Origin of the sequence: Streptomyces sp. NPDC046759, from assembly GCF_040645475.1 — a bacterium.
Taxonomy (GTDB): domain Bacteria; phylum Actinomycetota; class Actinomycetes; order Streptomycetales; family Streptomycetaceae; genus Streptomyces.
Genome location: NZ_JBEYYJ010000016.1, coordinates 50,777 through 76,935 on the forward strand (window position 1 = coordinate 50,777; position 26,159 = coordinate 76,935).

The window sequence follows — 26,159 nt, forward strand, 5'->3', positions numbered from 1 at the left end:
CCAAGAGTTTCCCCGCTGCGGGCCGCTGAACTGCAAAGACCCGTACTCCTGTTGTCTCCTTGCGGCGTACGGCGCAAACGGCCCGGGTATCACCAAACGGGCAGAAGACGGAACGTCACCTGCCCTGGTTGAACAAGGAGTTGGGTTGGGATGACGAACTGGTACGAGGGGCCGCTGGCCGCCTTCGACACGGAGACGACGGGCGTGGACGTCGAGACCGACCGGATCGTGTCGGCCGCCGTCGTCGTCCAGGACGCGCCGGGGACCCGGGCCCGGGTTTCCCGCTGGCTGGTGAACCCGGGCGTGCCGGTGCCCGAGGCGGCCACCGCGGTGCACGGGCTGACGGAGGAGCACCTGCAGCGCAACGGCCGCTGGCCGGCACCGGTGATGTACGAGATAGCCGAGCAGCTGGCGGAGCACGCGGCGATGGGCCGCCCGCTGGTGGTGATGAACGCACCGTTCGATCTCACGCTGCTGGACCGGGAGTTGCGCCGGCACCGGGCGTCCTCGCTGGACCACTGGTTCCAGTCCGCACCGCTGCGGGTGCTGGACCCGCGGGTGCTGGACAAGCACCTGGACCGCTACCGCAAGGGCCGCCGCACACTGACCGACCTGTGCGCGCACTACGAGGTGACACTCCAGGACGCGCACGACGCGGGCGCGGACGCGCTGGCCGCGCTGGAGGTCGTACGGGCCGTGGGCCGGCGGTATGCGACCCGGCTGGAGCGTCTGTCCCCCGCCGAGTTGCACACGCTCCAGGCCAACTGGCACGCGGCGCAGGCCCGCGGGCTGCAGGCCTGGTTCGCGCGCAGCGGCTCGGAGGAGATCGTCAACACCGAGTGGCCACTGCGGCCGGAGCTGCCGGCTGCGGCGTAGGCGCCCGCGGGGGACAGACGCCCATGAGGGACAGGCACCTGCGAGGGGCAGGCGCCTGCGTCACCGGGCCGGGATCACCAGGAGCCGCCGCCCCCGCCTCCACTGCCTCCACCGACGTCTCCGCCTCCGCCGAAGCCACCGCCTCCTCCGCCGCCGCTGGACGGCGGGGCGCGCTGGAGGACGAGGAGGCGGTCATGAGGCCGAGGGCGTAGCCGGTGAAGAATCCCGGCCCGCTCGTGGAACGGCGCTGGGCTGGGACCGTCGAGCCGGCGATGGCCCTGTCCCACGGGTGGGCCACGTCCAGGGCCACCGCCCCCGCGGTGTACAGGTCCAGCTGTTCCTCGTCGAGTGGCTCGTCGCCCGGCGCCGCGGACGGGTCCATGAGGTACCGCCGGAACGCCTCGGCCTGGAGCCAGAGCGCGGTGCGGCGCGGAGTGCGGGCGTGCAGCTCCCAGGCGCGCAGCCACAGAGCGAGACCGACATCCACGGCGATGACGCCCGCCACGAGAACCGGCTGGCCGGCGGAGTTCCGGCCGCCGCCGACGTCGTAGTCGATCACCTCGGTGACGCGGATGCTGCCGTCGGCGGCCACTTCGGCGCCCACCCACGGGGTGTTGACGCGTTCCGCGTTCCCGCCCACCCGGAACAGCGCGACGACACCGCTGAGCAGCACCGCCACAAGGATGACCTTGGGCCAGGTGAAGCGTCTGCGTCCCCGCGTCACGGTCCGGGTCGGCCTGGGTCTCGCGCCCGGTCGTGTCCCCAAGGAAACGTCCCCCTCCCTTGTCGCGGGGGCCTCCCCAGCCCCGCGAAGATCGGAAGCGTATGCCGGTCCCGGGGAAACAAAGAAGGGCCGGTCCGCTGCTTGCGGACCGGCCCTTTCCCGGTGGGCGATACTGGGTTCGAACCAGTGACCTCTTCGGTGTGAACGAAGCGCTCTCCCACTGAGCTAATCGCCCGGGAACGCACTGAACCATACAGGTCCCGGTGTGGTTCCTTCAAACCGCTTCCAGCCGGCGCAGCAGTCCGCGCCGCCCCGACCGCATCATCAGGCGGTGGTTGGCACGGAAGAGCGGGCGGCAGGGCAGGGCGAGCCGGCGGAGCAGTGGCTTGTGCACGCGCACTTCCTGGTCGTAGCGGGCCAGGGTCCCGCGGCCCTCGGCGGTGACCGTCCAGCGCGCCCAGCCCTCGATGTCACCGGTCATGGTCACCTCCAGCACACCGGAGTCCGGGTCGTGACGGGTCCGGTGTGCGGTGAAGGTCATGTCGTACGGCAGGAAGGACCGGATGGTGAGGACGCCGGTGGAGTCGTCCAGCCGGGTCACCGACCGTATCTGCGGCCACCAGCGGGGGTAGTCCTCGGGCTGCTCCAGCACCGCGTAGACGGCGGCGGGCGGCGCGGGCAGCGACCACAGGCTGCGGAAGCGGTAGTGGTTCCAGTCCATGGGCGGAGTCTGCCCGTCCGCGCATGCGTCTGAGTACCTGTACTCATGTGCCGTGCCGTGGCACGAGGCACACTCACGGAGCGAGCGCCGCCGCCCGTGCGACGGCGCTCCCCCACGCTCCGGCCGGGCCGAGGTGAATTCCTGGCTTGTCGTACTTCTGAATAAAGGTGACGGCATTTTGGAAATGGTCCGGGACAGAAAGATAGGTACGCCCGGAAGTTTGTCCTGACCCGGGCTTCCGGTTCTCCTTCTCCACGGGGGCGTCGCACCGCGAGTAACGGATCGTCACCGTCCCCCTCTCCGGCACCGGTTCCGCCTCCATCCGGCCGCGGGCAGCTATTCGGCGGGCAGGGAGCCGAGTCGTCGATCAGGAACCGGTTCGTCCCCTCCGGCCGTTCCTGCCGGACGAAGTGGCCGCGGCTGTCGAGGACATGCGAGCCGAAAAGGCCGGGCAGCGTTCTCGGAACACGCCTTGGCCGCGGCGGCCGGCCAGGCGAGCGAGGCGTCCGGGCCACCGCCGATGTACAGGGAGGTTCAGCGCCCCGGTCATCGCCGTCCGCTCGAACGCGCCGCCGGGAAGTCCAGGTCCGCTTCGTCGGGTTCGATCTTGCGTCCGCCCGGCCCGGGAAGAGGTTCCTGCGGGCGGCCCGTCGTGGACGAGACCTGTTGCCGGTTCGGCGCAAGTCCACCTGTGGGACGCGTCTGCCCGGCAGGGGCTCGCGAGCGGGCGACGGGCGGGCCGACGGGCCGGGTCCCCTCCTCGCCCCGTGCGCATACGCCGACGGCCCACCTGATGTTGAGCAGGTGGGCCGTCGGTCCGGGTGGGCGATACTGGGCTCGAACCAGTGACCTCTTCGGTGTGAACGAAGCGCTCTCCCACTGAGCTAATCGCCCGGGCGCAGGAAGAACATTACCCGATGTCAGGGGGTGCTTCCGACCCGGGGGCCGGGGCGGCGGACGGCCGGGCGGCGGAGCCGGCTCACTGATCCTTGATCTTCCACGGCATGACGAGGCCGAATTTCCACACGTAGATCCCGACCAGCACGGCCACGATCACCAGTCCGATCACGGTGAGTGCGATGTTGCGGCGGCGCACCCGGGGATCGAGGGCCTGCTGAGCGGCCTCGGTGACCTTGCGCTTGGTCCAGCGGAGCACCAGCTGCGCCCAGACGAACTCGGTCGCCCAGATCGCCAGGCCGCCGAAGATCACCACCCAGCCGGGTCCGGGCAGCGGCAGCATGACGATGCCCGCGACGACGACCGCGAGGCCGACCACGAAGACCCCGACCTGCCAGCTCAGATGCAGCAGCCGGTGGGCCCTGACGAAGCGCGGCGCCCGGGAGCCGAGCCCGGCGCGGGTCACGCTCCCCGCACCCGGCCCGGCTTCGCTGCCGGCCTCCCGCCGGTGCGCCCTCGCCTTGTCCGCCGCCACGGCGACCTCGCCAGGCTCGTCACTCCCCGTATTCATACAGACAAACCCTACCGGAGTGAATCCAGTCACCGGAATGGTCGTAGATCCCGTACGAGTTCTCGGCCGGAAGAGTTACGTAAAGCCACGCAAAACCCTCAGAGGGGTTTACAACGGCATCGTAGGTGGCATGTCGATTTCGCCGACGTGCGAATCCCCGAGCGCACACTGAGCGAAAGGCCCTGGCGCTTATGAACACCACGGTCAGCTGCGAGCTGCACCTGCGCCTCGTTGTGTCGAGCGAGTCCTCCCTGCCTGTCCCCGCAGGCCTGCGGTACGACACGGCCGACCCCTACGCCGTGCACGCCACCTTCCACACCGGAGCCGAGGAGACCGTCGAGTGGGTGTTCGCCCGCGACCTCCTCGCCGAGGGGCTTCACCGGCCCACCGGCACCGGCGATGTCCGCGTCTGGCCATCCCGCAGTCATGGTCAGGGCGTCGTCTGCATCGCCCTCAGCTCCCCGGAGGGGGAGGCGCTGCTCGAGGCCCCGGCGCGGGCCTTGGAGTCGTTCCTGAAGCGAACCGATGCCGCCGTGCCGCCCGGCACGGAACACCGGCACTTCGATCTGGATCAGGAGCTCTCGCACATCCTGGCGGAGAGCTAGGTCGCCGCCCTCGAAAGCAGCCCGGCGCCGTCCACTCGGGGAGACGGCTCGGGCCAAGACAACCGCATACGGGACAGCCCGGCGCCGTCACCGTGAGTGATTCACGTGCGACGGCGTCGACCTGTGCCCATCCGGTCCGCGCGGCCCGAACGGCGCATGCGGCCACGATGCGGGAACCACCTGGGGCGCGGAGGCGTTCTACGGGCAATCGAGGTCGGGCAGGGGACGGTGCGGCGGGCAGGGTTGTCGCTACCATCGGCCAGCATCGGCGGGCGTCCGCCCGACCCTCAGGCCAGGGAGCGAAACGTGCTGATCACCCACGACACCCGGTGCGCCCTCGACACCGTGGTGGATCTGGTGAACACCGCGCCGGAGGACGACGTGGCGGCCGACGGACTGCCCGACGTCCCGGCGCTCGCGGATTTCGTACGAAACCATGACATCAGCGATGTCGGCGTGCTGTCGGAGTTCGACCTCTCGGCGGTGCGCAGGGTCCGGGGGCGTTTCGCGGCGATCTTCGCCGCCCCGGACGCCCGCTCCGCCGCCGGGCTGATCAACGAGCTGGTCGCCGCGGCGGGCACCACCCCGCGCCTGACGGACCACGACGGCTACGACTGGCATGTGCACTACTTCGCGCCCGGCGCCTCCGTGGCCGACCATCTCGCCGCCGACTGCGGCATGGCGCTCGCCTTCTTCGTCGTGGCCGGGGAACAGGAGCGACTGCGGCGCTGCGAGGCGCCCGACTGCCGCCGCGCCTTCGTCGACCTCTCGCGCAACCGCTCGCGCCGCTACTGCGACAGCCGCACCTGCGGTAACCGGCTGCATGTGGCCGCCTACCGGGCCCGGCGCAAGGAAGCGACCGGCTGACGAACGGCGGTTCCAGCCGCGGCCGGCAGCTCGGGTGCGAACCGGGCGAGCCCAGCGCCCGGAGGGACGCGGCGGGCACGTGGCCGTGCGGCCGGGGCGACGTCGGTCCCGGCGGGTGGCGCCGGGACGGACGTGTACGGCTCACAGCAACAGCAGGTCGTGCAGCGCAGCCATGAGGAGCAGACACCCGATCACCGCAAGGAAGATCATCAGCGGTGGCTGGGATAGGGCGAAGAGGCACCCGCGCGGCTCGTCCTTCGGCGGCGCGGCCTCGCTCTGTCTCGTGTCCAGCATCTCGCCGCAGATCATGACGCAGAAGAGACCCCGTACGCGATCAACACACCCGCGTTATGCGGGAGTTGCCGCATTCCGCGCCGTCTCGTCCGACTTGCTTCGGCTTGTGAACGGTTCCGGCCGGCCGCGCGACGCTCTGTGTCGTTTCGCTCCGAAGGGGCCGGCGTAGGGGCCGACGGGCTCGAGGCGCCGCCGCGAAGGAGTGCGGGAGGTCATATGCCGTGCTTCTTGAGGATGGCCTCGATGTCGCGGAAGTCGTCCGACGAGCCCTTGGCGCGCGCTCCGGAGGTGGGGCCGGCCGCGGACCGGGTGCCCGAGCCCAGGGAGGGGGCGGAGGCGCCCGGGGCCACGCCCTCGGTCCGGTCGCCGCGCCCCGCGCCACGCTCGGCGCGAGTTCCGCGACGGCGTTCGACCGCGCGCGTGCTCGCGAGCAGGAGCCAGGCCGCGCCCAGCAACCCGAAACCCGCCCAGGCGGTCGGGCTGAAGGCGGTGCCGGCGAGCCATCCGACGACACCCGTCATCACCAGCGCGACCGGCACCAGCGCGTAGGCGGCGATGCGGGCCGCCGCGAGGAAACGCCTGCGGTAAGCCGTGACCACCGCGATACCCAGGCCCGCCGCGGACACGGCCGAGCAGACGGTTTCGGCAATCATCCGGTCCTCCTGGCGGGCTCGGTCGGTTCGACGGCGGACGCGGCGCACCGGCACGGCACACCGCCTCCGTCCCCTCCATCCTGCACCGCCCCGTCCTCGCTGTGCCACGCTCCAGCGGGACATCAGGGACATCTCCGGGAGATCCCGGGGTCGCCTCCTCCTGGGGTGCCGCTGCGGTGCCGTACCCCCGCCGAGCGCTCCCCCGGCATGCGGGCCCGGGCCCGGGCCCGGCCGCCCCGCCGTCCCGATTGGGTCGCCCGCGCCCGGCCTGGAAGACTGGTGGCCATGAGCGACTCCACCCCCGCACGCACCGACGCCGTCGTTCTCGATGTCTGGTGCGAACTGCAGTGCCCCGACTGCCGCACCGCCCTGGACGACGTCCGCGCCCTGCGCGCCCGCTACGGCGACCGGCTGGAGCTGCGGCTGCGGCACTTCCCGCTGGAGAAGCACAAGCACGCCTTCGCCGCCGCGCAGGCCGCCGAGGAGGCGCTGGAGCAGGGCAAGGGCTGGCCGTACGTCGAGGCCGTGCTGGAGCGGGTCGAGGAGCTGGACGGCAAGGGCGAGCCCTTCCTGGTCGAGATCGCCGGTGAACTCGGCCTGGATGCCGAGGAGTTCGACACCGCTCTGATCGACGGCCGGCACATCCTGATCGTGGACGCCGACCAGGCCGAGGGCAAGGCGATCGGGGTGACCGGCACCCCGACCTACGTCATCGGCGGTGAACGTCTCGACGGCGGCAAGAGCCAGGAGGGGCTGCGCCGGCGCATCGAGGAGATCGCCGACCGACTGCTCAGCGGCCGGCAGGCCTGAGCCCGGCGCCAGGACGGAGACGGCGCCCCACCGCAGGGGCTCGGCCCGCACACGAAACCCGGCGAAACCCGGCGCAGCCCTACAGCAGAGGCTTGGCGAGGGAACGGAAGGTCGTCTCGTAGCCCAGCGACTCGTACAGCCGCTCGGCCGCGGTGTTGCCCGCGTGCACATTGAGACCGATCACCGGCCGGCCCGCCTCGATCGCCTGGCGTTCGGCCAGCAGCATGAGCGTACGGCCGTGCCCGCGGCCGCGGAGGCCGGCGTCGGTCTCGACGTCGAACACGTACGCCCTGGTGTCCTGCAGAGCCAGCCACAGTGTGCCCACCCGGGCCCCTTCGTGCTCCAGGACGCTGAAGACCATGCCGTCGGTCGCGAGTCCGTGCGGCAGCAGTCTCTCGTGGTCGCTGCGGGCCTTGGCGTAGGCCGTGGCCTCAGGGAAGCCACGTTCGATCCACAGGTGCGCGTACCCCTCGTACTCGTACTCGTACCACGCAGCGAAATCGGCTTCGGTCATCGGACGCGCCGTGCTGCCCTGCGGCAGCCCGGGCGCAGTGGTGCCGAGGCGTTTCTCCATGCCGCGGTTGCGCAGGGTGTAGCCGAGGGCGTCGAACAGCCGCAGGGCGATGTCGGCCGAGGCGGGGACGAGAGCCTCGATCTGGGTGCAGCCCCAGCCCCGCGCCACCTCCTCGGCGGCGAGCGCCGCCACCGTGCCCCGGCCGCGTCGCCGGTCGGGCTCGTCGATCCGCACGTCGACGACGCGTGCCATCGAGTCGCCGAACGAGGGCGAGGTGCCCAGGTGTATCTCGCCGACGGGACGGCTGTTCACGCACACCTGGTAGCGGCGGGAACGGGTGCCGTCGGGATGGTGCCGGAGCGGCTCGGCCGGCCGCAGGGTCGTGGTCATCAGTGGTGTTCTACCCGCCACCGGCCGCCGAGTCAGCCTGTTTTCCGGGACCCGGCCCGCCAGGACGGTCCAGGCCGGGATCAGGGGTCCAGGTCCTGCCCGGACCGCTCGTCGAAGATCTGCATGGCCTTGGCGGTCACCGGGCCCGGGGTGCCGGACAGCTCGCGGTCGTCGACCCGGTGCACGGCCTGGACGTCCCGCAGGGTGGAGGTCAGGAAGATCTCGTCGGCGCGGTGGAGCACGTCCAGCGGCAGGTCGGTCTCCTTGGCGCCCGCCCACTCGACGGCGAGCGCGCGGGTGATGCCGGCAAGACACCCGGAGCCGACCGGCGGGGTGTGGAGTTCGCCGTCCAGGACGACGAAGACGTTCGAGCCGGTGCCCTCGCAGAGCTGTCCGACCGTGTTGCCGAACAGCGCTTCCGAGGCACCGTGTTCATGGGCGCGGGCGAGGGCGACGACGTTCTCGGCGTACGAGGTGGTCTTCAGGCCGGTGAGCGCGCCGCGCTCGTTGCGGGTCCACGGGACGGTGATGACGGCGGTGGTGTCCGGGCGGCGGGCGGTCTCCCCGACGGCGACCACCAGGGTGGGGCCGTGCTCGCCGCGGTCGGAGCCGAGCGGGCCGTGGCCGCCGGTGTAGGTGATCCGCAGCCGGCCGAGCGGCATCGGGTTGGCCTCCAGGACCGCCACGCAGGCCTCGCGGACCTCGTCGTGGTCGGGGTCGGGCAGGCCCAGGCCCCGGGCCGAGCGGGTCAGCCGGTCCAGGTGCCGGGTGAGCGCGAAGGGCCTTCCGTGGACCGCCTTCACCGTCTCGAAGATGCCGTCGCCGACGGTCAGCCCGTGGTCGAAGACGGAGACACGCGCGGACTCCAGGTCCCGCAGCCCGCCGTCCAGCCAGATCTTCATGCCAACACCCCTCCACTCGCGTCGTACGCTCCCGACGCTACCGCGAGCAGCCGGGACGCCTTCAGCTCGGTCTCCCGCCACTCCCCCTCCGGGTCCGAGCCCCAGGTGATGCCGGCGCCGGTGCCGAAGCGCAGCATCCCGGCCTCCCGGTCGATCCAGAAGGTGCGGATGCCCACGGCCAGCTCCCCGGCCCCGCGGTCGGCGTCGACCCAGCCGATGCCGCCGCAGTAGGGCCCGCGCGATGCGGTCTCCAGGGCCTCGATGATCCGCAGGGCGCTCGACTTCGGCGCGCCGGTCACCGAGCCGGGCGGGAAGGCGGCCGCGAGGAGCTCGGGCCAGCCGGCTGCCTCGCGCAGCTCGCCGCGGACGGTGGAGACCAGGTGGACCAGGCCGGGGTGCTTCTCCACGGCGCACAGGTCGGGGACGCTCACGCTGCCGGTCGCGCAGACGCGTCCCATGTCGTTGCGGACCAGGTCCACGATCATGACGTTCTCGGCGTAGTCCTTGTCCAGGAGGTCCGCCTCCGTGCGTCCGGTGCCCTTGATGGGCCCCGACTCCACGACCCGGTGGTCCCGGCGCAGGAACAGCTCGGGCGAGGCGGTGGCGATCTCCACACCGTGCTCCGGCAGGCGGATCGTTCCTGCGTACGGCGCCGGGTTGCCGCGGGCCAGCAGAGCGGTCAGGGCGTCCACGTCGGCGTCCGGGGCGACCGGCGCGCTGAGCACACGGCAGAGATTGGCCTGGTAGACCTCGCCGGCCGCGATGTGCTCGCGGATCCGGCCGACGGCCGCGGTGTACGCGGCCCGGTCGAGGGAGGAGGTCCAGTCCCCCGCCGCAGGGCCTCGCCAGCCGCCCCGCACCGGAGCGGGCACGGGCTCCACACGCACGTCCGCGAAGCGGGCACAGGTCAGCCGGCCCTCGAAGTCGGCGCAGACGGCCCAGAAGCCCGCGGAATCCAGGGCGGCGGCGTCGCTGGTCACGTCGAGGAGGCCGGTTGCGACACGGTCGCCGAAGCGGGCCAGAGGAGGGAGGCCGAAAGGGTGGTGCAGCACGTGGTCGAGTCTAGGTCGGGTGTCCGACGGGTGACCCCGGAGTGTCCCCGAGGGGGCTCTGACCACGGGTCCCGCCGGGGGCAGCGCAGCACGCTGCGCAAACGCGTTTTTGTACTGGCCCGGGAATCCGCTAGAGTTCAACACGTCGCCGGGACGCGGAAGCGGAACGAAACGACAAGCGGACGTAGCTCAGTTGGTAGAGCGCAACCTTGCCAAGGTTGAGGTCGCGAGTTCGAGCCTCGTCGTCCGCTCGAAGGAAGAAGGGGTCGTCCCGATCCCCTACACTCCTGGTGGAGTGGCCGAGAGGCGAGGCAACGGCCTGCAAAGCCGTCTACACGGGTTCAAATCCCGTCTCCACCTCCAAGGACGATTAGCTCAGCGGGAGAGCGCTTCCCTGACACGGAAGAGGTCACTGGTTCAATCCCAGTATCGTCCACTGGATCTTCTCGCAAGATCCACGGGTCTTCTCGAAGATCCCCGCCCGCGCGATTAGCTCAGCGGGAGAGCGCTTCCCTGACACGGAAGAGGTCACTGGTTCAATCCCAGTATCGCGCACTGTCTGTGACTCTCGGGTCACGGCCCGCGGACGATTAGCTCAGCGGGAGAGCGCTTCCCTGACACGGAAGAGGTCACTGGTTCAATCCCAGTATCGTCCACGCATCCAGGAAGCCCCCGGTCTCGTGACCAGGGGCTTCTTCGTGCGCTCAGCTGGAGAAGAGCATGTGGGCCCAGCTCTTGTGGTGGTGCCCGTGGTGGTCATGGTGGCCGTGGCCGCCGTGGTGACCGCCGTGCGGGGCGCCCCAGGCCGGCGCGGGCGGAGCCGGGTACGCCTGCGGAGCCGGCGGGACCGGCTTGGACCACTGGGCCTCCATCTGGGTCAGCGCCTCCAGCTCGCCGTAGTCGAGGAAGATGCCGCGGCAGCCGCTGCACTGCTCGATCTGGACACCGCTGCGGTTGTAGGTGTGCATCGGTGCGTGGCACTTCGGACAATGCATCGTCGGCTCAACTCCTCGCCGGTCGGTCCTGCTTCCCGTCTCCCCGGGACAGACTCCGTGCAGCCCCGGCCGGTTGCAGCCTAGTCCGTGGCGTCGGACGCCAACTGGTGTGGAATCTGGACCATTCGGGCACATGCCTCGACGACCGCCCGCTCCACCTCGTCCAGCGGACGACCTGCCGCGAGCGCCTTGGCGAGGGCCAGCGCGGCCGTCTGCACGGTCAGCGCGCGGGCCGGGACGTCCAGGACGGGCCAGGGATCGCCGGTGGCGGGTACGGCCGGGCCGCCGGCCCGCTGGTACGCGCCGAGGAAACGGGTCCACTCGCCGGGCGGGAGGAGCCCGCAGGCGTACCAGGCGGCGGGGCGGGCGAGGTCCCAGGCCGGGATGCCGGTTCCCAGGTCGTCGACGTCGATCAGCCGCCAGGGGCCGCCCGGTGCCGGGTGACGGACGAGCTGGCCGAGGTGCAGGTCGCCGTGGCAGAGGGACGGGGTGCCGGGCATGGGGGCCTCGGCGCGGGCCCAGGCGGGGAGGGCGGCCCAGGCGGCGAGGACGGGGGCGGCGTCCGGGTGATGCCCGGCTCCGGAGCTCAGGGCCGCGTGGAGTCGCGCGATGGCGCGGGCGGCCTTGGCGGGACCGCGCATCGGGGGCAGGCCGGCGGGCGGGCGCGTGCGGTGCAGACGGGCGAGGAGAGCACCCGTGGCCTCCCAGGGGGCCGCGTCCGGATCGTCCGGGGCCACGGGGGCGCCGTACGGCCAGAAGGTCACCAGGCGGTCGTGCACGCAGGCGGGGGCCGGGACGAGCGGGGGCAGGAGGACGTCCGGGAGGCGGGCCGCCACGGCGAGCCGGAGGGTGAGCTCGGCGGGGTCCGTGCCGGGGGCGTGGGCCTTGGCGACGGTGTCGGCGTGCCGTACGACCGTGGCGTCCGGGCGGTCGGCGAGGGGCGTGCCGCTGTCGGCGCAGGCGCAGGAGGCTCCGGCGTCGTCCGGGTGTGCGGCGGCTCGGACCTCGGCGGTGAGCGCGGCGAGGAGGGTCAACGGGGGCGCCTCTGCGGTCGGGGTGTGGGGCGAGCGTACGCAATTCTCGGGGCCCGGGGAGCCGGCCGCCCCTGGAGGCACCCGAAGACCCGCCGGCACCGCGACCGGAGGACCGGCGCCGTCGGCCCGGGAAACGGCGCAATGCCGGCGCAGCTCCCCAGCTGCGCCGGCATCAGTGCCGTCCGCCGCACCCCCGTCCCCACGGGGTTTCCTGGATGGATGTCCCCGCCCGGACCGCTCTTCCGGGCCTGGGGTCGCCGCTCAGCGCCCCAGCATCGCACCCACGGACGACGCTTGTGTGGCCACCGTCTCCCAGCCGTCGAAGACGAGCAGGAGCAGGGCCGCCAGGGGAAGGGCCATGAGCGTCGCCACCAAGGGGTGGCGGCGGCCCGTCCGGCGCGGCGCGAACGCGGGGCGTCGCGGTGCCATGTGGGCCATGGTCCCTCTCCTGACCTTGTCGGTTGCCGTTGGCAGCGGCGGGCGTCTGACCTCGGGGGACGAGTGCTGCACCCGCCGCTTGACCTCAAATCTAGGTGGGGGGGAGGGCGCCGGGCGTCATGCCTTCGTACCGATTGCCGGGCCTCCCGGAGGATGAGCCACCGCGCGGGACGTACTCCCCTGGGTGGAGACGCGGCTCCGGGTCTCCGGGTCTTCCCGGAGGGGACGCCTGCCGTGTCCGGTCATGTCCGAAGGATCCGACAGGCCGGGAGGAGTGACTTCGATCACTCCGGTCGGGGGTGGGGCCGCCGCTGCGGCCGGTTCGGGGCCTGCCCGGCGCGTGGACCTCCGGCGGGTCCGCGGTGCGCGTCAGGCGTGTGCGTCACCCGGCACCACCTGCCGTCCCGCTTCCCCAACAGACGTCCGCAGGCTTCTTGTTGGGGGCAAGCTCGCGCCAACGCCACCGCAGCCGCCGACTTCCTGACCGTGTTTCACGTCGTACCCGCCGCCGGTGCAATCCGTCCGGGCCCGAGGGCGCGGCCTCTGCGCGCAGGCGGCCGTGGAAACGTAAGCTGTGCCACGTCACAGGGACCGGGCAGCGGGGATGAACATGGCGATGATGCGCCTGAGGCGCGAGGACCCGCGCGTCGTCGGCTCGTTCAGGCTTCACCGACGGCTCGGCGCGGGCGGGATGGGTGTCGTCTACCTCGGCTCCGACAAGAAGGGGCAGCGGGTCGCGCTGAAGGTGATCCGCCCCGATCTGGCGGAGGATCAGGAGTTCCGGTCCCGGTTCGCCCGCGAGGTCTCGGCGGCCCGGCGGATCAGGGGCGGCTGCACGGCCCGGCTGGTCGCCGCGGACCTGGAGGCCGAGCGGCCCTGGTTCGCCACCCAGTACGTGCCCGGGCCCTCCCTGCACGACAAGGTCGCCGACGAGGGCGCGCTGGGCGCCGCCGACACGGCGGCGATCGGCGCGGCGCTGTCCGAGGGGCTGGTCGCGGTGCACGAGGCCGGTGTCGTCCACCGGGACCTGAAACCCTCCAACATCCTGCTGTCCCCGAAGGGGCCGCGGATCATCGACTTCGGCATCGCCTGGGCCACCGGCGCGTCCACGCTCACCCACGTCGGCACGGCCGTGGGCTCCCCCGGCTTCCTCGCGCCCGAGCAGGTGCGCGGTGCGGCCGTCACCCCGGCGACGGACGTCTTCTCGCTGGGTGCCACCCTCGCCTACGCCTCCACCGGCGACTCGCCGTTCGGGCACGGCAGTTCCGAGGTGATGCTGTACCGGGTGGTGCACGAGGAGCCGCAGCTGCACGGTGTGCCGGACGCGATCGCCCCACTGGTCAGGGCCTGCCTGGCGAAGGATCCCGAGGATCGGCCCAGCACGCTGCAGCTGTCGCTGCGGCTCAAGGAGATCGCCGCCCGCGAGGCGCAGGGCCTGACCGACGTACGGCCGCCCGCGCCGCGCGCCGCGGAGGCGGACCGTCCCACCGGGCGGCTCGTCGACACCTACCCCGAGCAGCAGCGCACCCAGCGGCGCGGCCATTCCGGCACGCCGCCGCGCGGTGCCGCCCCCGTGCGGGGCGGTGCGCCGTCACGCGGCGGTGCGCCCGCACGCACCGGCAGCGGCCCGCGCGGCAACGGCACCGGTGTCCCGGCACGGCCGGGCCAGGCGCGCCCGACTCCGGCGCCGCGCGGCGGCGCCTCGCGCTCGGGCAACGGGAGCCGTCCCGCCGCGCGCGGCGGTTCCGGGCGGCCGGCGCAGCGGGCGACGGGCACCGGTCGGCGGCCCGCCAATCCCCGGCTGCTGCGCCAGCGGCTGTTCGTGTTCGTCGTGGTGACGCTGCTCGTGGCGCTCGGCATCGCGGTGGCGCAGGGCTGCCAGGGGCCGGCCCGCGGACTGCGCGACGACGGCGTCCGGCGTGCGCAGCACGTACAGCCGGATCCCGGGACACCGGACTCCGACCGGCCGCTGTCCGACCTGTTCGGTTCGGCGCCGAGCCAGGACTTCGGGAAGTAGCCGGCTCTTCGGGCACCGGCCGGTGGGCACCGGCCGGAACGGGCCGGTCAGGACTCCGGGCGGCCGGTGGTCACCGCGTAGAAGGCGACCGCCGCGGCCGCGCCCACGTTCAGCGAGTCGACGCCGTGGGACATCGGGATGCGGACCCATTCGTCGGCGGCGACCAGGGCCTGGGTGGACAGTCCGTCGCCCTCGGCGCCGAGCATCAGGGCCACCCGGTCCATCTTGTGGGGGGCGGCCTCGTCGAAGGAGCGGGCCTTGTCGTCCGGGGTGAGCGCCAGCAGCGTGAAGCCGGCTTCGCGGACCGACTCCAGGCCCTTCGGCCAGGTCTCCAGACGGGCGTACGGCACCGAGAACACCGCGCCCATGGAGACCTTGACGCTCCGCCGGTACAGCGGGTCGGCGCAGTCGGGCGACAGCAGGACCGCGTCCATGCCGAGGGCGGCGGCCGAGCGGAAGATGGCGCCGATGTTGGTGTGGTCGTTGACCGACTCCATGACCACGACCCGGCGTGCGGAGCGCAGGAGTTCATTGGCCGTGGGCAGCGGCTTGCGCTGCATGGAGGCGAGCGCGCCGCGGTGCACGTGGTAGCCGGTGACCTGCTCGGCGACTTCGGGGCTGACGGCGTAGACCGGTGCAGGGAGTTCGTCGATCACGTCGCGCATGACGTCGATCCACTTGGCCGAGAGCAGCATGGAGCGCATCTCGTAGCCCGCTTCCTTGGCCCTGCGGATGACCTTCTCGCCCTCGGCGATGAACAGGCCCTCGGCGGGCTCGCGCTTGCGGCGCAGCTCGACGTCGGTCAGGCCCGTGTAGTCGCGCAGGCGGGGGTCTTCGGGATCCTCGACGGTGATGAGATCGGCCACAGGGGTGATACTGCCTTGTCCTGGGTGCGGTGCCAACGGCTGGAGACGGGTCGGGTTACCCGGGGTTACGCGGTCGGTCGCGGGCCCACGGTGACGACCTCGCCGATGACGATGACCGACGGGGCCTTGACCTCCTGCGTGCGGACGGTCTCGCCGACCGTGGCGAGGGTGGCGTCCACGCGCCGCTGGGCGGCCGTGGTTCCCTCCTGGATGACGGCTACCGGGGTGTCGGGGGACTTGCCGTGGGCGACGAGCGTCTCGGCGACCTTCCCGATGGTGCCGACGCCCATGAGGACGACGAGGGTGCCCGTGAGCCGGGCCAGCGCCGGCCAGTCCACCAGGGAGCGCTCGTCGTCGGGGGCGATGTGCCCGCTGACCACGGTGAACTCGTGGGCCACGCCCCGGTGGGTGACCGGGATGCCGGCCGCACCCGGAACCGAGATGGAGCTGGAGATGCCGGGCACGACGGTGCACGGGATACCGGCCTCGGCGAGGGCGTTGACCTCCTCCATCCCCCGGCCGTAGACGAACGGGTCGCCGCCCTTGAGCCGTACGACCGACTTGCCCTGCTTGGCGTACTCGATCAGCGCGTCGTTGATGGCCTCCTGGGCCATGAAGCGCCCGTACGGCAGCTTCGCCGCGTCGATCACCTCGACGCCCGGGGAGAGTTCGGCGAGCAGGTCGCGCGGGCCCAGGTGGTCGGTGATGACGACGTCGGCCTCGGCGAGCAGGCGGCGGCCGCGGACCGTGATCAGGTCCGGGTCGCCGGGGCCGCCGCCGACGAGGGCGACGCCGGGCGTGCGGGTGCGGTGGTGCGGGGCGACGAGGGTGCCGTCGCGCAGGCCCTCGACGACGGCGTCCCTGATGGCGGCGGTGTGCCGCGGGTCGCGGCCGCGGGCCTCGGTGGTGAGGACGGCGACCGTCACGCCCTCGCTGGTCCCGGTGGCCGGGGTCCAGGCGGTGGCGGCGTCGGCGTCGTCGGAGCGGACGCACCACACACGGTGCCGCTCGGCCTCGGCGGAGGCGGCGGCGTTGGCCTGCGGGTCGCTGGTGGCGATCAGGGCGTACCAGGCCTCGGCGAGGTCGCCGTCCCGGTACGGGCGTTCGACCCAGGTGATCTCGCCCGCGTCCGCCATGGCCTCGACGGAGGGTGTCGCCTCCGGGGACACGAGGACGACGTCCGCGCCCGCCGCGATCAGTGCCGGCAGGCGGCGCTGGGCGACCTGACCGCCGCCCAGGACGACCACACGGCGGCCGGAGAGGCGAAGGCCTACGGGGTAGGCGGGGTGTTCGGCCATGAGGGGCGGCTCCTCGTGCAGCTGTGCGTTGGGGGCCCGCTGCACCTTCGGAGCGGCCCTGACGTGCGATTTTAGCTGTGCCCGGGGCACAGGGGACGGGGTGGTCCGGCAGCTGAACACCGGACCACCCCGTGCCGTGACGCCTACTTCTCGGTGACTCCCGCCGAGTCGAACGTGGCCACCTCGTGCATCGCCCGGGCCGTGCTCTGCACGAGCGGCAGGGCGAGAAGGGCTCCCGTGCCCTCGCCCAGCCGCAGGTCGAGATCGACCAGGGGGCGCAGGCCCAGCTTGTTGAGCGCGGCCACATGGCCGGGCTCGGCGCTACGGTGGCCGGCGATGCAGGCGGCCAGCACCTCGGGGGCGACGGCACGGGCGACGAGGGCGGCGGCGCCGGCGCTGACGCCGTCCAGGATCACCGGCGTGCGCAGCGACGCGCCGCCGAGCAGCAGGCCGACCATGGCGGCGTGCTCGAAGCCGCCGATGGCCGCGAGGACACCGATCGGGTCGGCCGGGTCCGGCTGGTGGAGTTCCAGGGCGCGGCGGACGACCTCCGTCTTGCGGGCCAGCGTCTCGTCGTTGATGCCGGTGCCGCGGCCGGTGACCTCCGCCGGGTCGGCACCGGTGAAGACGGAGATCAGCGCGGCGGACGCCGTCGTGTTGGCGATGCCCATCTCACCGGTCAGCAGCGCCTTGTTGCCGGCCGCCACCAGGTCGCGGGCGGTCTCGATGCCGACCTCGATGGCCGCCTTGGCCTCCTCGCGGGTCATCGCAGGGCCGGTGGTCATGTCGGAGGTGCCACCGCGGATCTTGCGGGGCAGCAGACCGGGGGTGGCGGGCAGGTCTGCGGCGACACCGACGTCCACCACGCACACCTCGGCGCCGACCTGGCCCGCGAAGGCGTTGCAGACCGCTCCCCCGCCGAGGAAGTTGGCCACCATCTGCGCGGTGACCTCCTGCGGCCAGGGGGTGACGCCCTGGGCGTGCACGCCGTGGTCGCCGGCGAAGATGGCGACGGCGGCGGGCTCCGGGATGGGCGGCGGGCACTGCCGGGACAGCCCGGACAGCTGTGCGGAGATGATCTCCAGCATGCCGAGCGCGCCGGCCGGCTTGGTCATGCGCTTCTGGCGCTCCCAGGCCTCGCCGAGGGCCTTGGCGTCGAGCGGGCGGATCTGTGCGACGGTCTCGGCAAGCAGGTCGTGGGGTTCCTCTCCGGGCAGGGCGCGGCGGCCGTACGTCTCCTCGTGGACCACCCAGGACAGGGGGCGCCGCTTGGACCAGCCGGCCTGCATCAGCTCGGGCTCGTCCGGGAACTCGTCGACGTACCCGACGCACAGGTAGGCGACGACCTCCAGGTGCTCGGGCAGGCCGAGCGCGCGGACCATCTCCCGCTCGTCGAAGAAGCTGACCCAGCCGACGCCGAGTCCTTCGGCGCGGGCGGCGAGCCAGAGGTTCTCCACCGCGAGCGCCGAGGAGTAGGGCGCCATCTGCGGCTGGGTGTGACGGCCCAGGGTGTGCCGGCCGCCGCGGGTGGGGTCGGCGGTGACGACGATGTTGACCGGGGTGTCGAGGATGGCCTCGATCTTCAGTTCCTTGAACTGCTTGGCCCGGCCCTTGGGCAGCGACTTGGCGTAGGCCTCGCGCTGACGCGTCGCCAGTTCGTGCATCGTCCGCCGGGTCTCGGCGGAACGGATGACGACGAAGTCCCAGGGCTGCGAGTGGCCGACGGAGGGCGCGGTGTGGGCGGCCTCCAGGACGCGCAGCAGCACCTCGTGCGGGATGGGGTCGCTGCGGAAGCCGTTGCGGATGTCCCTGCGCTCGCGCATGACTTTGAGGACGGCCTCGCGCTCCGCGTCGGCGTAGCCGGGCGCTGCGGGACCGGTGGGCTGTCGTGCTTCCACCACTGCGGCCGTGCTCTCTTCTTCCGGGTCGGCGGCCCTGGTCTGCAGGTCCTCCGCGTGCTGTACGACATCGGGGGTGGGCACGGCTGCCTGCTCGCCCTCCCGGGGCGCGGGTACCGTGGCCACCGGCTCCTGACCCTCGTCCGGGGGGAGGACCAGGGGCTGCGGCGGGGTCGGCGCCAGGTGGGGGGTGGTGGGCACCTGGCCGTCGACCGGCACGAACTGCCCGAGCGGCTGCTCGGGGTGTGCCTGCTGCGGAACGTTGGACGGCAGCGGCTCGGCCTGTTCGGCGGGGGCGTCCGGCCCGCCGGTCTCCGGGTCGGCGGGGACACCGTCGGCCGGGGTGGCCGTCGTCGGCTCGGCGCCGGTGGCGGCCGGTGCGGGGGTGCCGTCGGTGACCGGCGCGGCGTCGGCCTCGGCGGGCTGCGGCTGCGGCGCGGCGGGGGCGGCGTCGGGCGCGGCCGCCTCGGCCACCGCGACCGGGAGGACGGCGTCCTGCGGGGCAGGCTCGGGCTGGGCCTGCGGCGCGACAGCGGCCTGGGCCTCCGGGGCGCCGGCCTCTGCCTCGGCGGTGGGCGCCGTGACTGCGGCCGGCTGGGGGCCGTGGGCCGGGTAAAGGTGCGGCTCGGGCGTGGCGGCGCCGTCGGTGGCGACGGGTGCCGCCGCGGCGTGCTGGGCCGCGGGAGCCTCGGTCTGCGCCGCCTCCGGCGCGAGGGCGAGGGCCCCGGCCTCGGGCGCCACCTCGGGGGTCTGTGCGGCTTCGGCGGCGGGCGCGGGCTGCGCCGCCGACGTGCCGGGCCGGATGTCCGCGGCGTCGGGCCGGGCGTCCTCGGTGCCGGGCTGCGGCGCCACGGCGACGGGGGCGGGGGCGGGGGCGTTCGGGGCGGGCTGCTCAGGGGCGGCCGACTCGGCCTGGGGCGGCATCGCTTCGGGGGCGGCCTGGGCCGTGTCGGGTACCTGGAGCGCGGGAACGGTGCCCGCGCCGTCCGCGGCGACGACCGCCTCGGCGGCCGTGGAGGCCCGTCCGGCGTCGGCGGCCGGCGCGCCGTCCACCGGTGCCGGGGCCGCACCCGCCGGAGCCGGCTCGGCGGGCCGGACGGGCTCGGTCGCCCCGGCGGCGGCCTGAGCGTCCTGTGGTTCCGGAGCGGGCACGGGGTGGCCCGGCACGTCGTGCGCCTCCGCCTCGTCCACGATGACGGCGACCTGTTCGGCGGGGGCGGTCGGAGGTACCCCCGGGACCGAGGCGGTGTGGGGATCCTGCGCGAGCGCGGCCTGTTCGCCGGTCGCGTCACCCGCCTCGGTGCCGGCGACCCCCGCGGGTGCCGCGACGGCGTCGGGCAAGGGTGCGCCGGCCTCGGTGACTTGACCGGCGGCGGCCGCAGCCTCGGCGGACTGCGCGGTCGGCGCATCCTGCCCGGCATCGGCGGAAGCCTGCGGGACGCCCTCGGCGCCGTGGCCGGGAACGGACGGCAGCCGGCCGCTCGCGGGGCCCTCGGCCGGAGCGGGCTCGAAGGCGCCCTCGCCCGGCTGACCGGCGACGGACGACGGCACGTCCGCGGGAGCCTCACCCGCGGGAGCGGTATGCACGCCGTCGTGGCCGTGCACGTGCTGCAGACCGTCGTGGGCGTGCACGGGCTGTACGCCGTCGTGGCCGTGCACCACCTGGGCCGGGCCCGGTGCCGGTGCGGCCGTCTGGTTCGTGAGGCGGGCGACCGCGGCCTGGGCGGCGCCGGACGGATCGGCGGCGGCGACGGCGTCCGCGGAGGCGGCGGCCGGGTCAACCGTTTCGGCAGCCGGTGCCCGCGTGCCGACCTGGGCCACCGCGGCCGGTGCCGGGACGTCGGCGGGCGTCGCGCCCCAAGGGGTGGCGCTCTGGGGTGCCATGTCGCGCAGCGGCTGGGCGTCGAGGTACTCGGGGCCGGTCGCGGGCGCGGCGGGCTGCCGTACCGGCGCTCCGGCCGGGCCGCGGTCGGCCAGGGAGCGGACCGGGCTGGCGGAGGTGTCGGGGATCGGCGGGCCGAGGTGCAGCGGACGGCGCGGCGGCTGCGCGGCGGCCTGCTGTTCCTGCGGGGCCGCGAGGATCGGCGACGGCGGCACGGACGCCGGGGCCGTTTCCGGCAGGCGGACGCCGCTGAGGTCGACGGAGCCGCTGTCACGGCCCGACGTCTCGTGCGGGCCCGGCTCGTGGACGGCCTCGACGACCGGTTCCGGAGGGGGCGGCGCAATCTCGTTGCCCCACGCGCCCTGGGCACCCGGCAGCAGCAGGTCTTCGTCCTCGGCGGGTCCTTCGGAGAGGTAGGTGTACGCACCGTGCGCGGGGACGCCCGGCTGCTCCACCATGCCTGCGCTCTCCGGCTGCCCCTCGCCCGGGACCTGGCCGGTGTCGGTCATGCGTACCCCTCGCCCATCGGTTAGTGCTTCCTACGACCAGCTCACCCGGAACGGCGCACCGACCGCCCGTAGTGAAGAACGAGCGTCCATGCCCAGCGGCACGAACGACCCGCCGGAAAAGGCGACAAAGCCATTCAGTGGCATTGTCCCGGCCGTTCCGCCGTCGCGACAGCATGATCCGCGACAGTCCGCTGTGGACTGCGCCACGTTGCGCGTCCTCCGGTTCCGCAGTACCACACCCACCCCAAAACGGGCGCGCTTTCCGGACATTGGCGAACGAAGTTCCGGGCCGCCCGGTGCGGTACAACGATCGGCCAGCCTACCGCGCGCAGTACGACAACAGGATCACGGGGCGCGGTCCGGGAGTACCCCGCTGAGCAGGAACGCCACGTTCCGCTCGGTCTCGGTCCAGGCGCGGGTGTCGAGCTCGACGGACTGGAGCAGGGCGCACTCGACCCGGTATCCGTGCTCGGTCAGGTCACGGCCGACGAGTTCGGCCGCGTCGCGGGTCGCGGCGTGCGTGACGATCCGCTGCGGGCGCCGGTCGGCGACCGCGGAGACGACGGCGGCTCCGCCGCCGCCGACCCGGACGACGTCCGGTTCGGGCAGGTTCTCCAGCACGTGCGGGGCGCTGCCCCGGACCACCTGGAGCTGGACGCCGAACCGGCGGGCGGCCCCCTCGGCGCGGGCGCAGGCCACCGGGTCGTGGTCGACGGCGATGACGGCGGCTCCGGCGCGCGCGGCCTCGGCGGCGAACGCGCCGCTGCCGCTGCCGATGTCCCAGACGAGGTCACCGACCCGGGGCCCGAGGCGGGCGAGTTGGGCGGCGCGGAGCAGTTCCGTCTCGCCCTCTCCGAGGCCGCTCCCGCGTCCGTCGCCGTAGGTCTCGTCGGGTTGCACCCAGCCGCGCGGGCCGGCGCCCGGGTCGCGCCCGGCGATCCAGCCACCGCTGTCGCCCGCCCCCGCCGGCCCGCCGATGACGATGACGACGTTGGGGTCGCGCCAGGTGTGGTCGGGGGCGTTGTCGGAGGTGACGACGGTGACCTGCTCGCGTTCGGTGCCCAGTTCCTCGCAGATGACGAAGGTGCGGTGGACGCCCTCCAGCAGCAGACCGAGCTCGGCGGGTCCGGCGCCCGGTGCGGTGAGGACGGCGACCTTGGGGTGGGCGCGGCAGACGTTCACGGCCCGGCGCAGGGTGCGCGGGTGGGCGACGACCACCTGGGCGTCGTCCCAGGGCATGCCGGCCCGGGCGAAGGCTGCGGCCACCGCGGAGACGGCGGGGACGACCTCGACCTCCAGGCCGAACTCCGGTGCGCGCAGGGTGCGTACGACACCGAAGAAGCCGGGGTCGCCGTCGGCGAGCACGACCGCGGTGCCGCGGTGGGCGGCGATGCGGCGGGCGGCGAGTGCGAGGCTGCCGAGGCGGATGCGTTCGGCGGTGGGCGGGACCTCGGGCAGCGCCAGGTGATGGGCCGCGCCCGCCACGAGCGTGGCGGCGCCGAGAGCGGAGCGTGCCGCGGCGGTCAGCGGCGAGCCGTCCCAGCCGATCACCGTGACCCGGTCGGCCATCGTCGTCTCTCTCCAGGTCTTCGCAGGTCGTCAGGGATGGGGGCCTGCAGGCAGGCTCCGTGAGGGTACCTGGTGGAGCTCAGTGACTCAGTTCCAGTCCGAGTACGACGTGAAACCGCTGGTGTCGGCGAGCTGGTCGCCGGCACCGGCCAGGTCTTCCGGCAGCAGGCTCCAGACGATGACGTCGGTGCGGACGTCCTTCCATGTCCCGTCCGCCGCCCGGCTCCGGGCTATCCAGGCGCCCCGCAGGACGCCCTCACTGATGCAGCCGATCTTCTGGGCGACCTGCTGCGAGGCGGCGTTGTCGGCGGCGGTGCGCAGCTCCAGCCGCTCGAACTTCTGGTCGCGGAACAGCCACTGCGCGGTGGCCAGGGCGGCCTCGGAGGCGTAGCCCTCGCCTCGCGCCCATGGCGCGACGACGTAGGCGATCTCCGTCGAGCGCACCCGCCAGTCGGTGTTCTGCAGATGGACGACGCCCACGAGGCGCTGGGTGAGGAACTCGTCGACCGCGAAGACGATGCCGCGGCCACCGGCGCGTTCGGCAGGGGCGATCTCGGTGATCCAGGCCCGGGCGTCGGCCTCGGTGTAGGGCTGGGGGACGGACGTCCAGGTGGTGACCAGCTCGTCGTTCATCATCTCGGCGAAGGCCTCGATGTCCGACTCCTCGAAGGGGCGCAGGACCAACCGCTCCGTGCTGAGGGAGACGTTGGGAAAGGTGCCAGTCATGCGCCGCTCCGTAACCTTCGAAAAACGTTCAGGGCCTGCTGAACTGCCCAGCATGCAGCATGAAAGCACTGAACCGCACGACGGGGTCCACACCAAGTGAAGGCGCGGACCCCGTGCGTGGCGGCGAGTGATCTTCGAGAGGTCAGAAGGACGGGATGACCGAGCCCTGGTACTTGTCCTCGATGAACTTCTTGACCTCGGGCGAGGTGAGGAGCTTGGCGAGCTTCTCGACCCGCGGGTCCTTCTCGTTGCCCTTCTTCACGGCGAGGAAGTTGCCGTACGGGTTGTTCTTCGCGGACTCGAGGACGATGGCGTCCTTGGCGGGCTTCAGGCCGGCGGAGATGGCGTAGTTGCCGTTCACGACCGCAGCGTCCACGTCGTCCAGGGAGCGCGGGGTCTGGGCCGCCTCGACCTCCTTGAACTTCAGGTTCTTGGGGTTCTTGGTGATGTCCTGCGGGGTCGCCTCGTTGCCGGCGCCGGACTTGAGGGTGATGAGCCCGTCGGTGGCGAGCAGCTTCAGCGCCCGGGCCTCGTTCACGGCGTCGTTGGGGACGGCGACGGTCGCACCGCTCTTCAGGGCGTCGGCCTTCTTGACCTTGTGGGAGTACAGGCCGAGCGGCTCCAGGTGCACCGTGACGACGGGCACGATGTGCGTGCCGCGCTTGCTGTTGAAGTCGTCCAGGTACGGCTGGTTCTGGAAGTAGTTGGCGTCCACCGAGCCGTCCTCGGTCGCCGTGTTGGGCGTGATGTAGTCGGTGAACTCCTTGACCTCGAGGTCGAGACCCGCCTTCTTCGCCAGGTTCTTCTTGACGAAGTTCAGGATCTCGGCGTGCGGGGTCGGGCTCGCGGCGACGACCAGCGGGCCGCTGTAGTCGTGCGAGCTGGAGGAGCTGCCGGAGCCGCAGGCGGTCAGCCCGAAGGTGAGGGCTCCGGCGGCGAGGACGACGGTGGTGAACTTGGCGGTGTTACGCACGAAAAGTGCCTTTCCTTAAGGGTGGTGCGACCCCGTGTGGGTGTACGGGGAGTCTGGGTGCCGCTGCGGAGAAGCGCGGGCGGCCTACGCGACCTTGCCGACGTCGGCCGCCGCGGGCTCCTCGGCCTTCAGCAGGCGCAGTTTCGGCGCCGGTCCGGAACGGCCGCCGCGGCTGTGCAGGGAGCGGGCCGCGAAGTCGCCGGCGAACTGGATCAGGGAGATCACGACGGCGAGGATCGCGACGGTGATCCACATCAGCTGGGTCTCGAAGCGCTGGTAGCCGTAGCGGACGGCGAGGTCGCCGAGGCCGCCGCCGCCGACCGTGCCGGCCATGGCGGAGTAGCCGATGAGGGCGATGACCGTGGTGGTGGTGCTGGCGATCAGCGAGGGCAGGGCCTCGGGGACGAGGACCTTGCGGACGATCGTCCAGGTGTTGCCGCCCATGGACTGCACGGCCTCGACGAGACCGTTGTCCACTTCGCGGACAGCCGTCTCGACCAGCCGGGCGAAGAACGGGATGCCGCCGATGGCGAGCGGCACGATCGCGGCGGTCGTACCGATGGTCGTCCCGGTGACCCAGCGCGTGAAGCTCATCAGCGCCACCATCAGGATGATGAACGGCATCGACCGGCCGACGTTCACGATCTGGCCGATCACCTTGTTGGCGACGACGTTCTGCAGCAGGCCGTCCCGGTCCGTGAGGACGAGGAGGATGCCTAGCGGGAGGCCGGCGGCGACGGCGATCAGGGTGGACCACAGCACCATCTGGAACGTCTCGGTACACGCCTGGGACAGCAGCGGCTGCATCTCGGACCAGGTCACTTGGCACCTTCCTTCACCAGCGGAGCCTGCTGGCCCACCACGTCGATCTGCAGGCCCTGTTCGCGCAGGAACCCGATCGGCACCACGTTGTCCTCGTAGCGGCCGGGCAGCTCGATGCGCATGCGGCCGATCTGAAGGCCGCCGACGGTGTCGATGGCGGCGCCGAGGATCGAGATGTCGATGTTGTAGGTGCGCGAGAGCTGGGAGACGACCGGCTGGGTGGCGGCCTCCCCGTGGAAGGTGACGTCGAGGACGGTCCGGTCGGCGCCGGTGCGCTCGCCGCTCACCGGGAACAGGGCGGACGCCAGCTCGGAGCCGGGCGTGGCCAGCAGCTCGCTGACCGTGCCGGACTCCACGATCCGGCCCTTCTCCATGAGGGCGGCGGAGTCGCAGATCGACTTCACGACGTCCATCTCGTGGGTGATGAGCAGGACGGTCAGGCCCAGTTGCCGGTTCAGGTCGCGCAGCAGCTGGAGGATGGAGCGGGTGGTCTCCGGGTCGAGGGCGCTGGTGGCTTCGTCGGAGAGCAGCACCTTGGGGTCGCCGGCGAGGGCGCGGGCGATGCCGACGCGCTGCTTCTGGCCGCCGGAGAGCTGGGCCGGGTAGGCCTTGGCCTTGTCCGCGAGGCCGACCAGGTCCAGCAGTTCGAGCGCCTTGCGGGAGCGTTCCCTCCCGGACTTGCCGAGGATCTCCAGCGGCAGCTCGACGTTGTCCTGCACGGTCCGCGAGGCGAGCAGGTTGAAGTGCTGGAAGACCATGCCGATCCGGCTGCGCGCCCGGCGCAGCTCCTTGCCGGCGCGGGGGCCGCGTCCGGCGAGGGCGGTGAGGTTCTGCCCGGCGACGGTCACGCTGCCGGAAGTGGGGCGCTCCAGCAGGTTGACGCAGCGGATGAGGGAGGACTTGCCGGCGCCGGACTGGCCGATGACGCCGAACACCTCCCCTTCGCGGACGTGCAGATCGACGCCGTCGAGGGCGGTGACCTCACGGCCGCGGGAGCGGTAGACCTTGGTCAGGCCCGAGGTGGTGATCACAGGATTTCCGTCACTGTCGAGTGCGCGGGCGTGGGTGTGCCCGGGCACGGGTGCATGCGGTTCAGGCATGAAACGTGGATGTGCGTCCCGTACGGACTGCGGCGCACGGACATGCCACGGCTCTCGCTTCGGGGCTCCCCGCTCTCGGCTTCGCTCGAGCGGGGGGACCCCCATGGCTCAGCTGATGCGGGGGCCCTCTAGAAGGCGCACATTCGACACATCAGG

The 26,159-nt window shown here is 72.8% G+C and carries 24 protein-coding genes and 7 tRNA genes; 10 read left to right on the forward strand and 21 right to left on the reverse strand.

Annotation, left to right across the window (positions count from 1 at the left end):
• The first annotated feature begins 150 nt into the window (after window positions 1–150).
• Window positions 151–876 carry a 3'-5' exonuclease gene (locus ABZ919_RS21950; RefSeq protein WP_361250293.1) on the forward strand — a complete coding sequence of 242 codons (726 nt, stop codon included), beginning with the start codon at window positions 151–153 and terminating at the stop codon, window positions 874–876.
• Here ABZ919_RS21950 and ABZ919_RS21955 read toward each other — a convergent pair.
• From ABZ919_RS21955 to ABZ919_RS21975, 5 genes are all read right to left on the reverse strand, one after another.
• Entirely contained in the window at window positions 830–1,555 is a 726-nt protein-coding gene (locus ABZ919_RS21955) for a hypothetical protein (RefSeq protein WP_361250295.1), read from the reverse strand. The genes ABZ919_RS21950 and ABZ919_RS21955 overlap by 47 nt on opposite strands.
• Window positions 1,556–1,763: 208 nt before the next feature.
• Window positions 1,764–1,835, reverse strand: a tRNA-Val gene (locus ABZ919_RS21960).
• A 39-nt stretch (window positions 1,836–1,874) separates the two neighbouring features.
• A complete protein-coding gene (locus ABZ919_RS21965; protein WP_361250298.1) occupies window positions 1,875–2,321 on the reverse strand; it encodes an SRPBCC family protein in 447 nt (148 codons plus the stop codon).
• Window positions 2,322–3,143: 822 nt separating this feature from the next.
• Window positions 3,144–3,215, reverse strand: a tRNA-Val gene (locus ABZ919_RS21970).
• An 85-nt stretch (window positions 3,216–3,300) separates the two neighbouring features.
• Window positions 3,301–3,789 carry a TIGR02611 family protein gene (locus ABZ919_RS21975; RefSeq protein WP_361250301.1) on the reverse strand — a complete coding sequence of 163 codons (489 nt, stop codon included), beginning with the start codon at window positions 3,787–3,789 and terminating at the stop codon, window positions 3,301–3,303.
• A gap of 191 nt (window positions 3,790–3,980) precedes the next feature.
• Here ABZ919_RS21975 and ABZ919_RS21980 point away from each other — a divergent pair, with 191 nt between their 5' ends.
• Both ABZ919_RS21980 and ABZ919_RS21985 read left to right on the forward strand, forming a co-directional pair.
• Window positions 3,981–4,394, forward strand: coding sequence for an SsgA family sporulation/cell division regulator (locus ABZ919_RS21980; RefSeq protein ID WP_004002642.1), 414 nt, complete (start codon window positions 3,981–3,983; stop codon window positions 4,392–4,394).
• Between the two features lie 306 nt (window positions 4,395–4,700).
• On the forward strand, window positions 4,701–5,261 hold the full coding sequence (locus ABZ919_RS21985; protein WP_361250303.1) for a CGNR zinc finger domain-containing protein: 561 nt from the start codon (window positions 4,701–4,703) through the stop codon (window positions 5,259–5,261).
• Window positions 5,262–5,402: 141 nt separating this feature from the next.
• Here ABZ919_RS21985 and ABZ919_RS21990 read toward each other — a convergent pair whose 3' ends face one another.
• Together ABZ919_RS21990 and ABZ919_RS21995 are read right to left on the reverse strand one after the other, a co-directional pair.
• Window positions 5,403–5,555: a hypothetical protein gene (locus ABZ919_RS21990; RefSeq protein WP_165289388.1), complete on the reverse strand. Its 153-nt coding sequence runs from the start codon at window positions 5,553–5,555 to the stop codon at window positions 5,403–5,405.
• Between the two features lie 212 nt (window positions 5,556–5,767).
• On the reverse strand, window positions 5,768–6,208 hold the full coding sequence (locus tag ABZ919_RS21995; RefSeq protein ID WP_361250306.1) for a hypothetical protein: 441 nt from the start codon (window positions 6,206–6,208) through the stop codon (window positions 5,768–5,770).
• Between the two features lie 285 nt (window positions 6,209–6,493).
• Between ABZ919_RS21995 and ABZ919_RS22000 the strand changes: the two genes are divergently transcribed.
• Entirely contained in the window at window positions 6,494–7,018 is a 525-nt protein-coding gene (locus ABZ919_RS22000) for a DsbA family protein (RefSeq protein ID WP_361250309.1), read from the forward strand.
• Between the two features lie 79 nt (window positions 7,019–7,097).
• Here the strand turns inward: ABZ919_RS22000 and ABZ919_RS22005 are convergent, their stop codons facing one another.
• The 3 genes from ABZ919_RS22005 to ABZ919_RS22015 form a co-directional block, all read right to left on the reverse strand.
• Entirely contained in the window at window positions 7,098–7,922 is an 825-nt protein-coding gene (locus tag ABZ919_RS22005; protein WP_361250312.1) for a GNAT family N-acetyltransferase, read from the reverse strand.
• 80 nt (window positions 7,923–8,002) lie between these two features.
• Window positions 8,003–8,824, reverse strand: a complete 822-nt coding sequence (locus ABZ919_RS22010) for an aminodeoxychorismate lyase (RefSeq protein WP_361250315.1) — start codon at window positions 8,822–8,824, stop codon at window positions 8,003–8,005.
• Window positions 8,821–9,876 carry a chorismate-binding protein gene (locus ABZ919_RS22015; protein ID WP_361250317.1) on the reverse strand — a complete coding sequence of 352 codons (1,056 nt, stop codon included), beginning with the start codon at window positions 9,874–9,876 and terminating at the stop codon, window positions 8,821–8,823. The genes ABZ919_RS22010 and ABZ919_RS22015 overlap by 4 nt, the downstream gene beginning before the upstream one ends.
• 178 nt (window positions 9,877–10,054) lie before the next feature.
• Between ABZ919_RS22015 and ABZ919_RS22020 the strand changes: the two genes are divergently transcribed.
• The 5 genes from ABZ919_RS22020 to ABZ919_RS22040 all read left to right on the forward strand — a co-directional run bounded on the left by ABZ919_RS22020 (window position 10,055) and on the right by ABZ919_RS22040 (window position 10,532).
• Window positions 10,055–10,127: transfer RNA gene (locus ABZ919_RS22020), tRNA-Gly, on the forward strand.
• A gap of 38 nt (window positions 10,128–10,165) precedes the next feature.
• Window positions 10,166–10,239: transfer RNA gene (locus ABZ919_RS22025), tRNA-Cys, on the forward strand.
• 1 nt (window position 10,240) lies between these two features.
• Window positions 10,241–10,312: transfer RNA gene (locus ABZ919_RS22030), tRNA-Val, on the forward strand.
• A 47-nt stretch (window positions 10,313–10,359) separates the two neighbouring features.
• A tRNA-Val gene (locus tag ABZ919_RS22035) sits at window positions 10,360–10,431 on the forward strand.
• A 29-nt stretch (window positions 10,432–10,460) separates the two neighbouring features.
• A tRNA-Val gene (locus tag ABZ919_RS22040) sits at window positions 10,461–10,532 on the forward strand.
• A 48-nt stretch (window positions 10,533–10,580) separates the two neighbouring features.
• Here the strand turns inward: ABZ919_RS22040 and ABZ919_RS22045 are convergent.
• From ABZ919_RS22045 to ABZ919_RS22055, 3 genes are all read right to left on the reverse strand, one after another.
• The gene (locus tag ABZ919_RS22045) at window positions 10,581–10,871 is read right to left on the reverse strand and encodes a zf-TFIIB domain-containing protein (RefSeq protein ID WP_361250319.1); all 291 of its coding nucleotides are present in this window, start codon (window positions 10,869–10,871) and stop codon (window positions 10,581–10,583) included.
• An 80-nt stretch (window positions 10,872–10,951) separates the two neighbouring features.
• Entirely contained in the window at window positions 10,952–11,905 is a 954-nt protein-coding gene (locus ABZ919_RS22050; protein WP_361250322.1) for an aminoglycoside phosphotransferase family protein, read from the reverse strand.
• Between the two features lie 261 nt (window positions 11,906–12,166).
• Window positions 12,167–12,334 (reverse strand): hypothetical protein, encoded by a 168-nt coding sequence (locus ABZ919_RS22055; RefSeq protein WP_361250637.1) that lies wholly within the window; start codon window positions 12,332–12,334, stop codon window positions 12,167–12,169.
• Between the two features lie 613 nt (window positions 12,335–12,947).
• Between ABZ919_RS22055 and ABZ919_RS22060 the strand changes: the two genes are divergently transcribed.
• Window positions 12,948–14,360, forward strand: a complete 1,413-nt coding sequence (locus tag ABZ919_RS22060) for a protein kinase (RefSeq protein WP_361250325.1) — start codon at window positions 12,948–12,950, stop codon at window positions 14,358–14,360.
• Between the two features lie 47 nt (window positions 14,361–14,407).
• On the opposite strand, the gene ABZ919_RS22065 is transcribed toward ABZ919_RS22060, so the two are convergent.
• The 8 genes from ABZ919_RS22065 to ABZ919_RS22100 all read right to left on the reverse strand — a co-directional run bounded on the left by ABZ919_RS22065 (window position 14,408) and on the right by ABZ919_RS22100 (window position 25,934).
• On the reverse strand, window positions 14,408–15,226 hold the full coding sequence (locus tag ABZ919_RS22065; protein ID WP_361250327.1) for an RNA methyltransferase: 819 nt from the start codon (window positions 15,224–15,226) through the stop codon (window positions 14,408–14,410).
• Between the two features lie 65 nt (window positions 15,227–15,291).
• Complete coding sequence (gene cobA, locus ABZ919_RS22070; protein WP_361250329.1) at window positions 15,292–16,524, reverse strand: uroporphyrinogen-III C-methyltransferase; 1,233 nt, start codon at window positions 16,522–16,524, stop codon at window positions 15,292–15,294.
• Window positions 16,525–16,667: 143 nt separating this feature from the next.
• The gene (gene cobT / locus ABZ919_RS22075; protein ID WP_361250332.1) at window positions 16,668–20,813 is read right to left on the reverse strand and encodes a nicotinate-nucleotide--dimethylbenzimidazole phosphoribosyltransferase; all 4,146 of its coding nucleotides are present in this window, start codon (window positions 20,811–20,813) and stop codon (window positions 16,668–16,670) included.
• Between the two features lie 345 nt (window positions 20,814–21,158).
• Window positions 21,159–22,382 carry a precorrin-6y C5,15-methyltransferase (decarboxylating) subunit CbiE gene (cbiE, locus tag ABZ919_RS22080; protein ID WP_361250335.1) on the reverse strand — a complete coding sequence of 408 codons (1,224 nt, stop codon included), beginning with the start codon at window positions 22,380–22,382 and terminating at the stop codon, window positions 21,159–21,161.
• Between the two features lie 87 nt (window positions 22,383–22,469).
• Window positions 22,470–23,108, reverse strand: a complete 639-nt coding sequence (locus tag ABZ919_RS22085) for a GNAT family N-acetyltransferase (RefSeq protein ID WP_361250338.1) — start codon at window positions 23,106–23,108, stop codon at window positions 22,470–22,472.
• A 142-nt stretch (window positions 23,109–23,250) separates the two neighbouring features.
• Window positions 23,251–24,081 carry a MetQ/NlpA family ABC transporter substrate-binding protein gene (locus ABZ919_RS22090; RefSeq protein ID WP_361250340.1) on the reverse strand — a complete coding sequence of 277 codons (831 nt, stop codon included), beginning with the start codon at window positions 24,079–24,081 and terminating at the stop codon, window positions 23,251–23,253.
• An 84-nt stretch (window positions 24,082–24,165) separates the two neighbouring features.
• Complete coding sequence (locus ABZ919_RS22095) at window positions 24,166–24,903, reverse strand: methionine ABC transporter permease (RefSeq protein ID WP_361250342.1); 738 nt, start codon at window positions 24,901–24,903, stop codon at window positions 24,166–24,168.
• Window positions 24,900–25,934 carry an ATP-binding cassette domain-containing protein gene (locus tag ABZ919_RS22100; RefSeq protein WP_361250611.1) on the reverse strand — a complete coding sequence of 345 codons (1,035 nt, stop codon included), beginning with the start codon at window positions 25,932–25,934 and terminating at the stop codon, window positions 24,900–24,902. Before ABZ919_RS22100 ends, ABZ919_RS22095 begins: the two co-directional genes overlap by 4 nt.
• Window positions 25,935–26,159 lie beyond the last annotated feature (225 nt).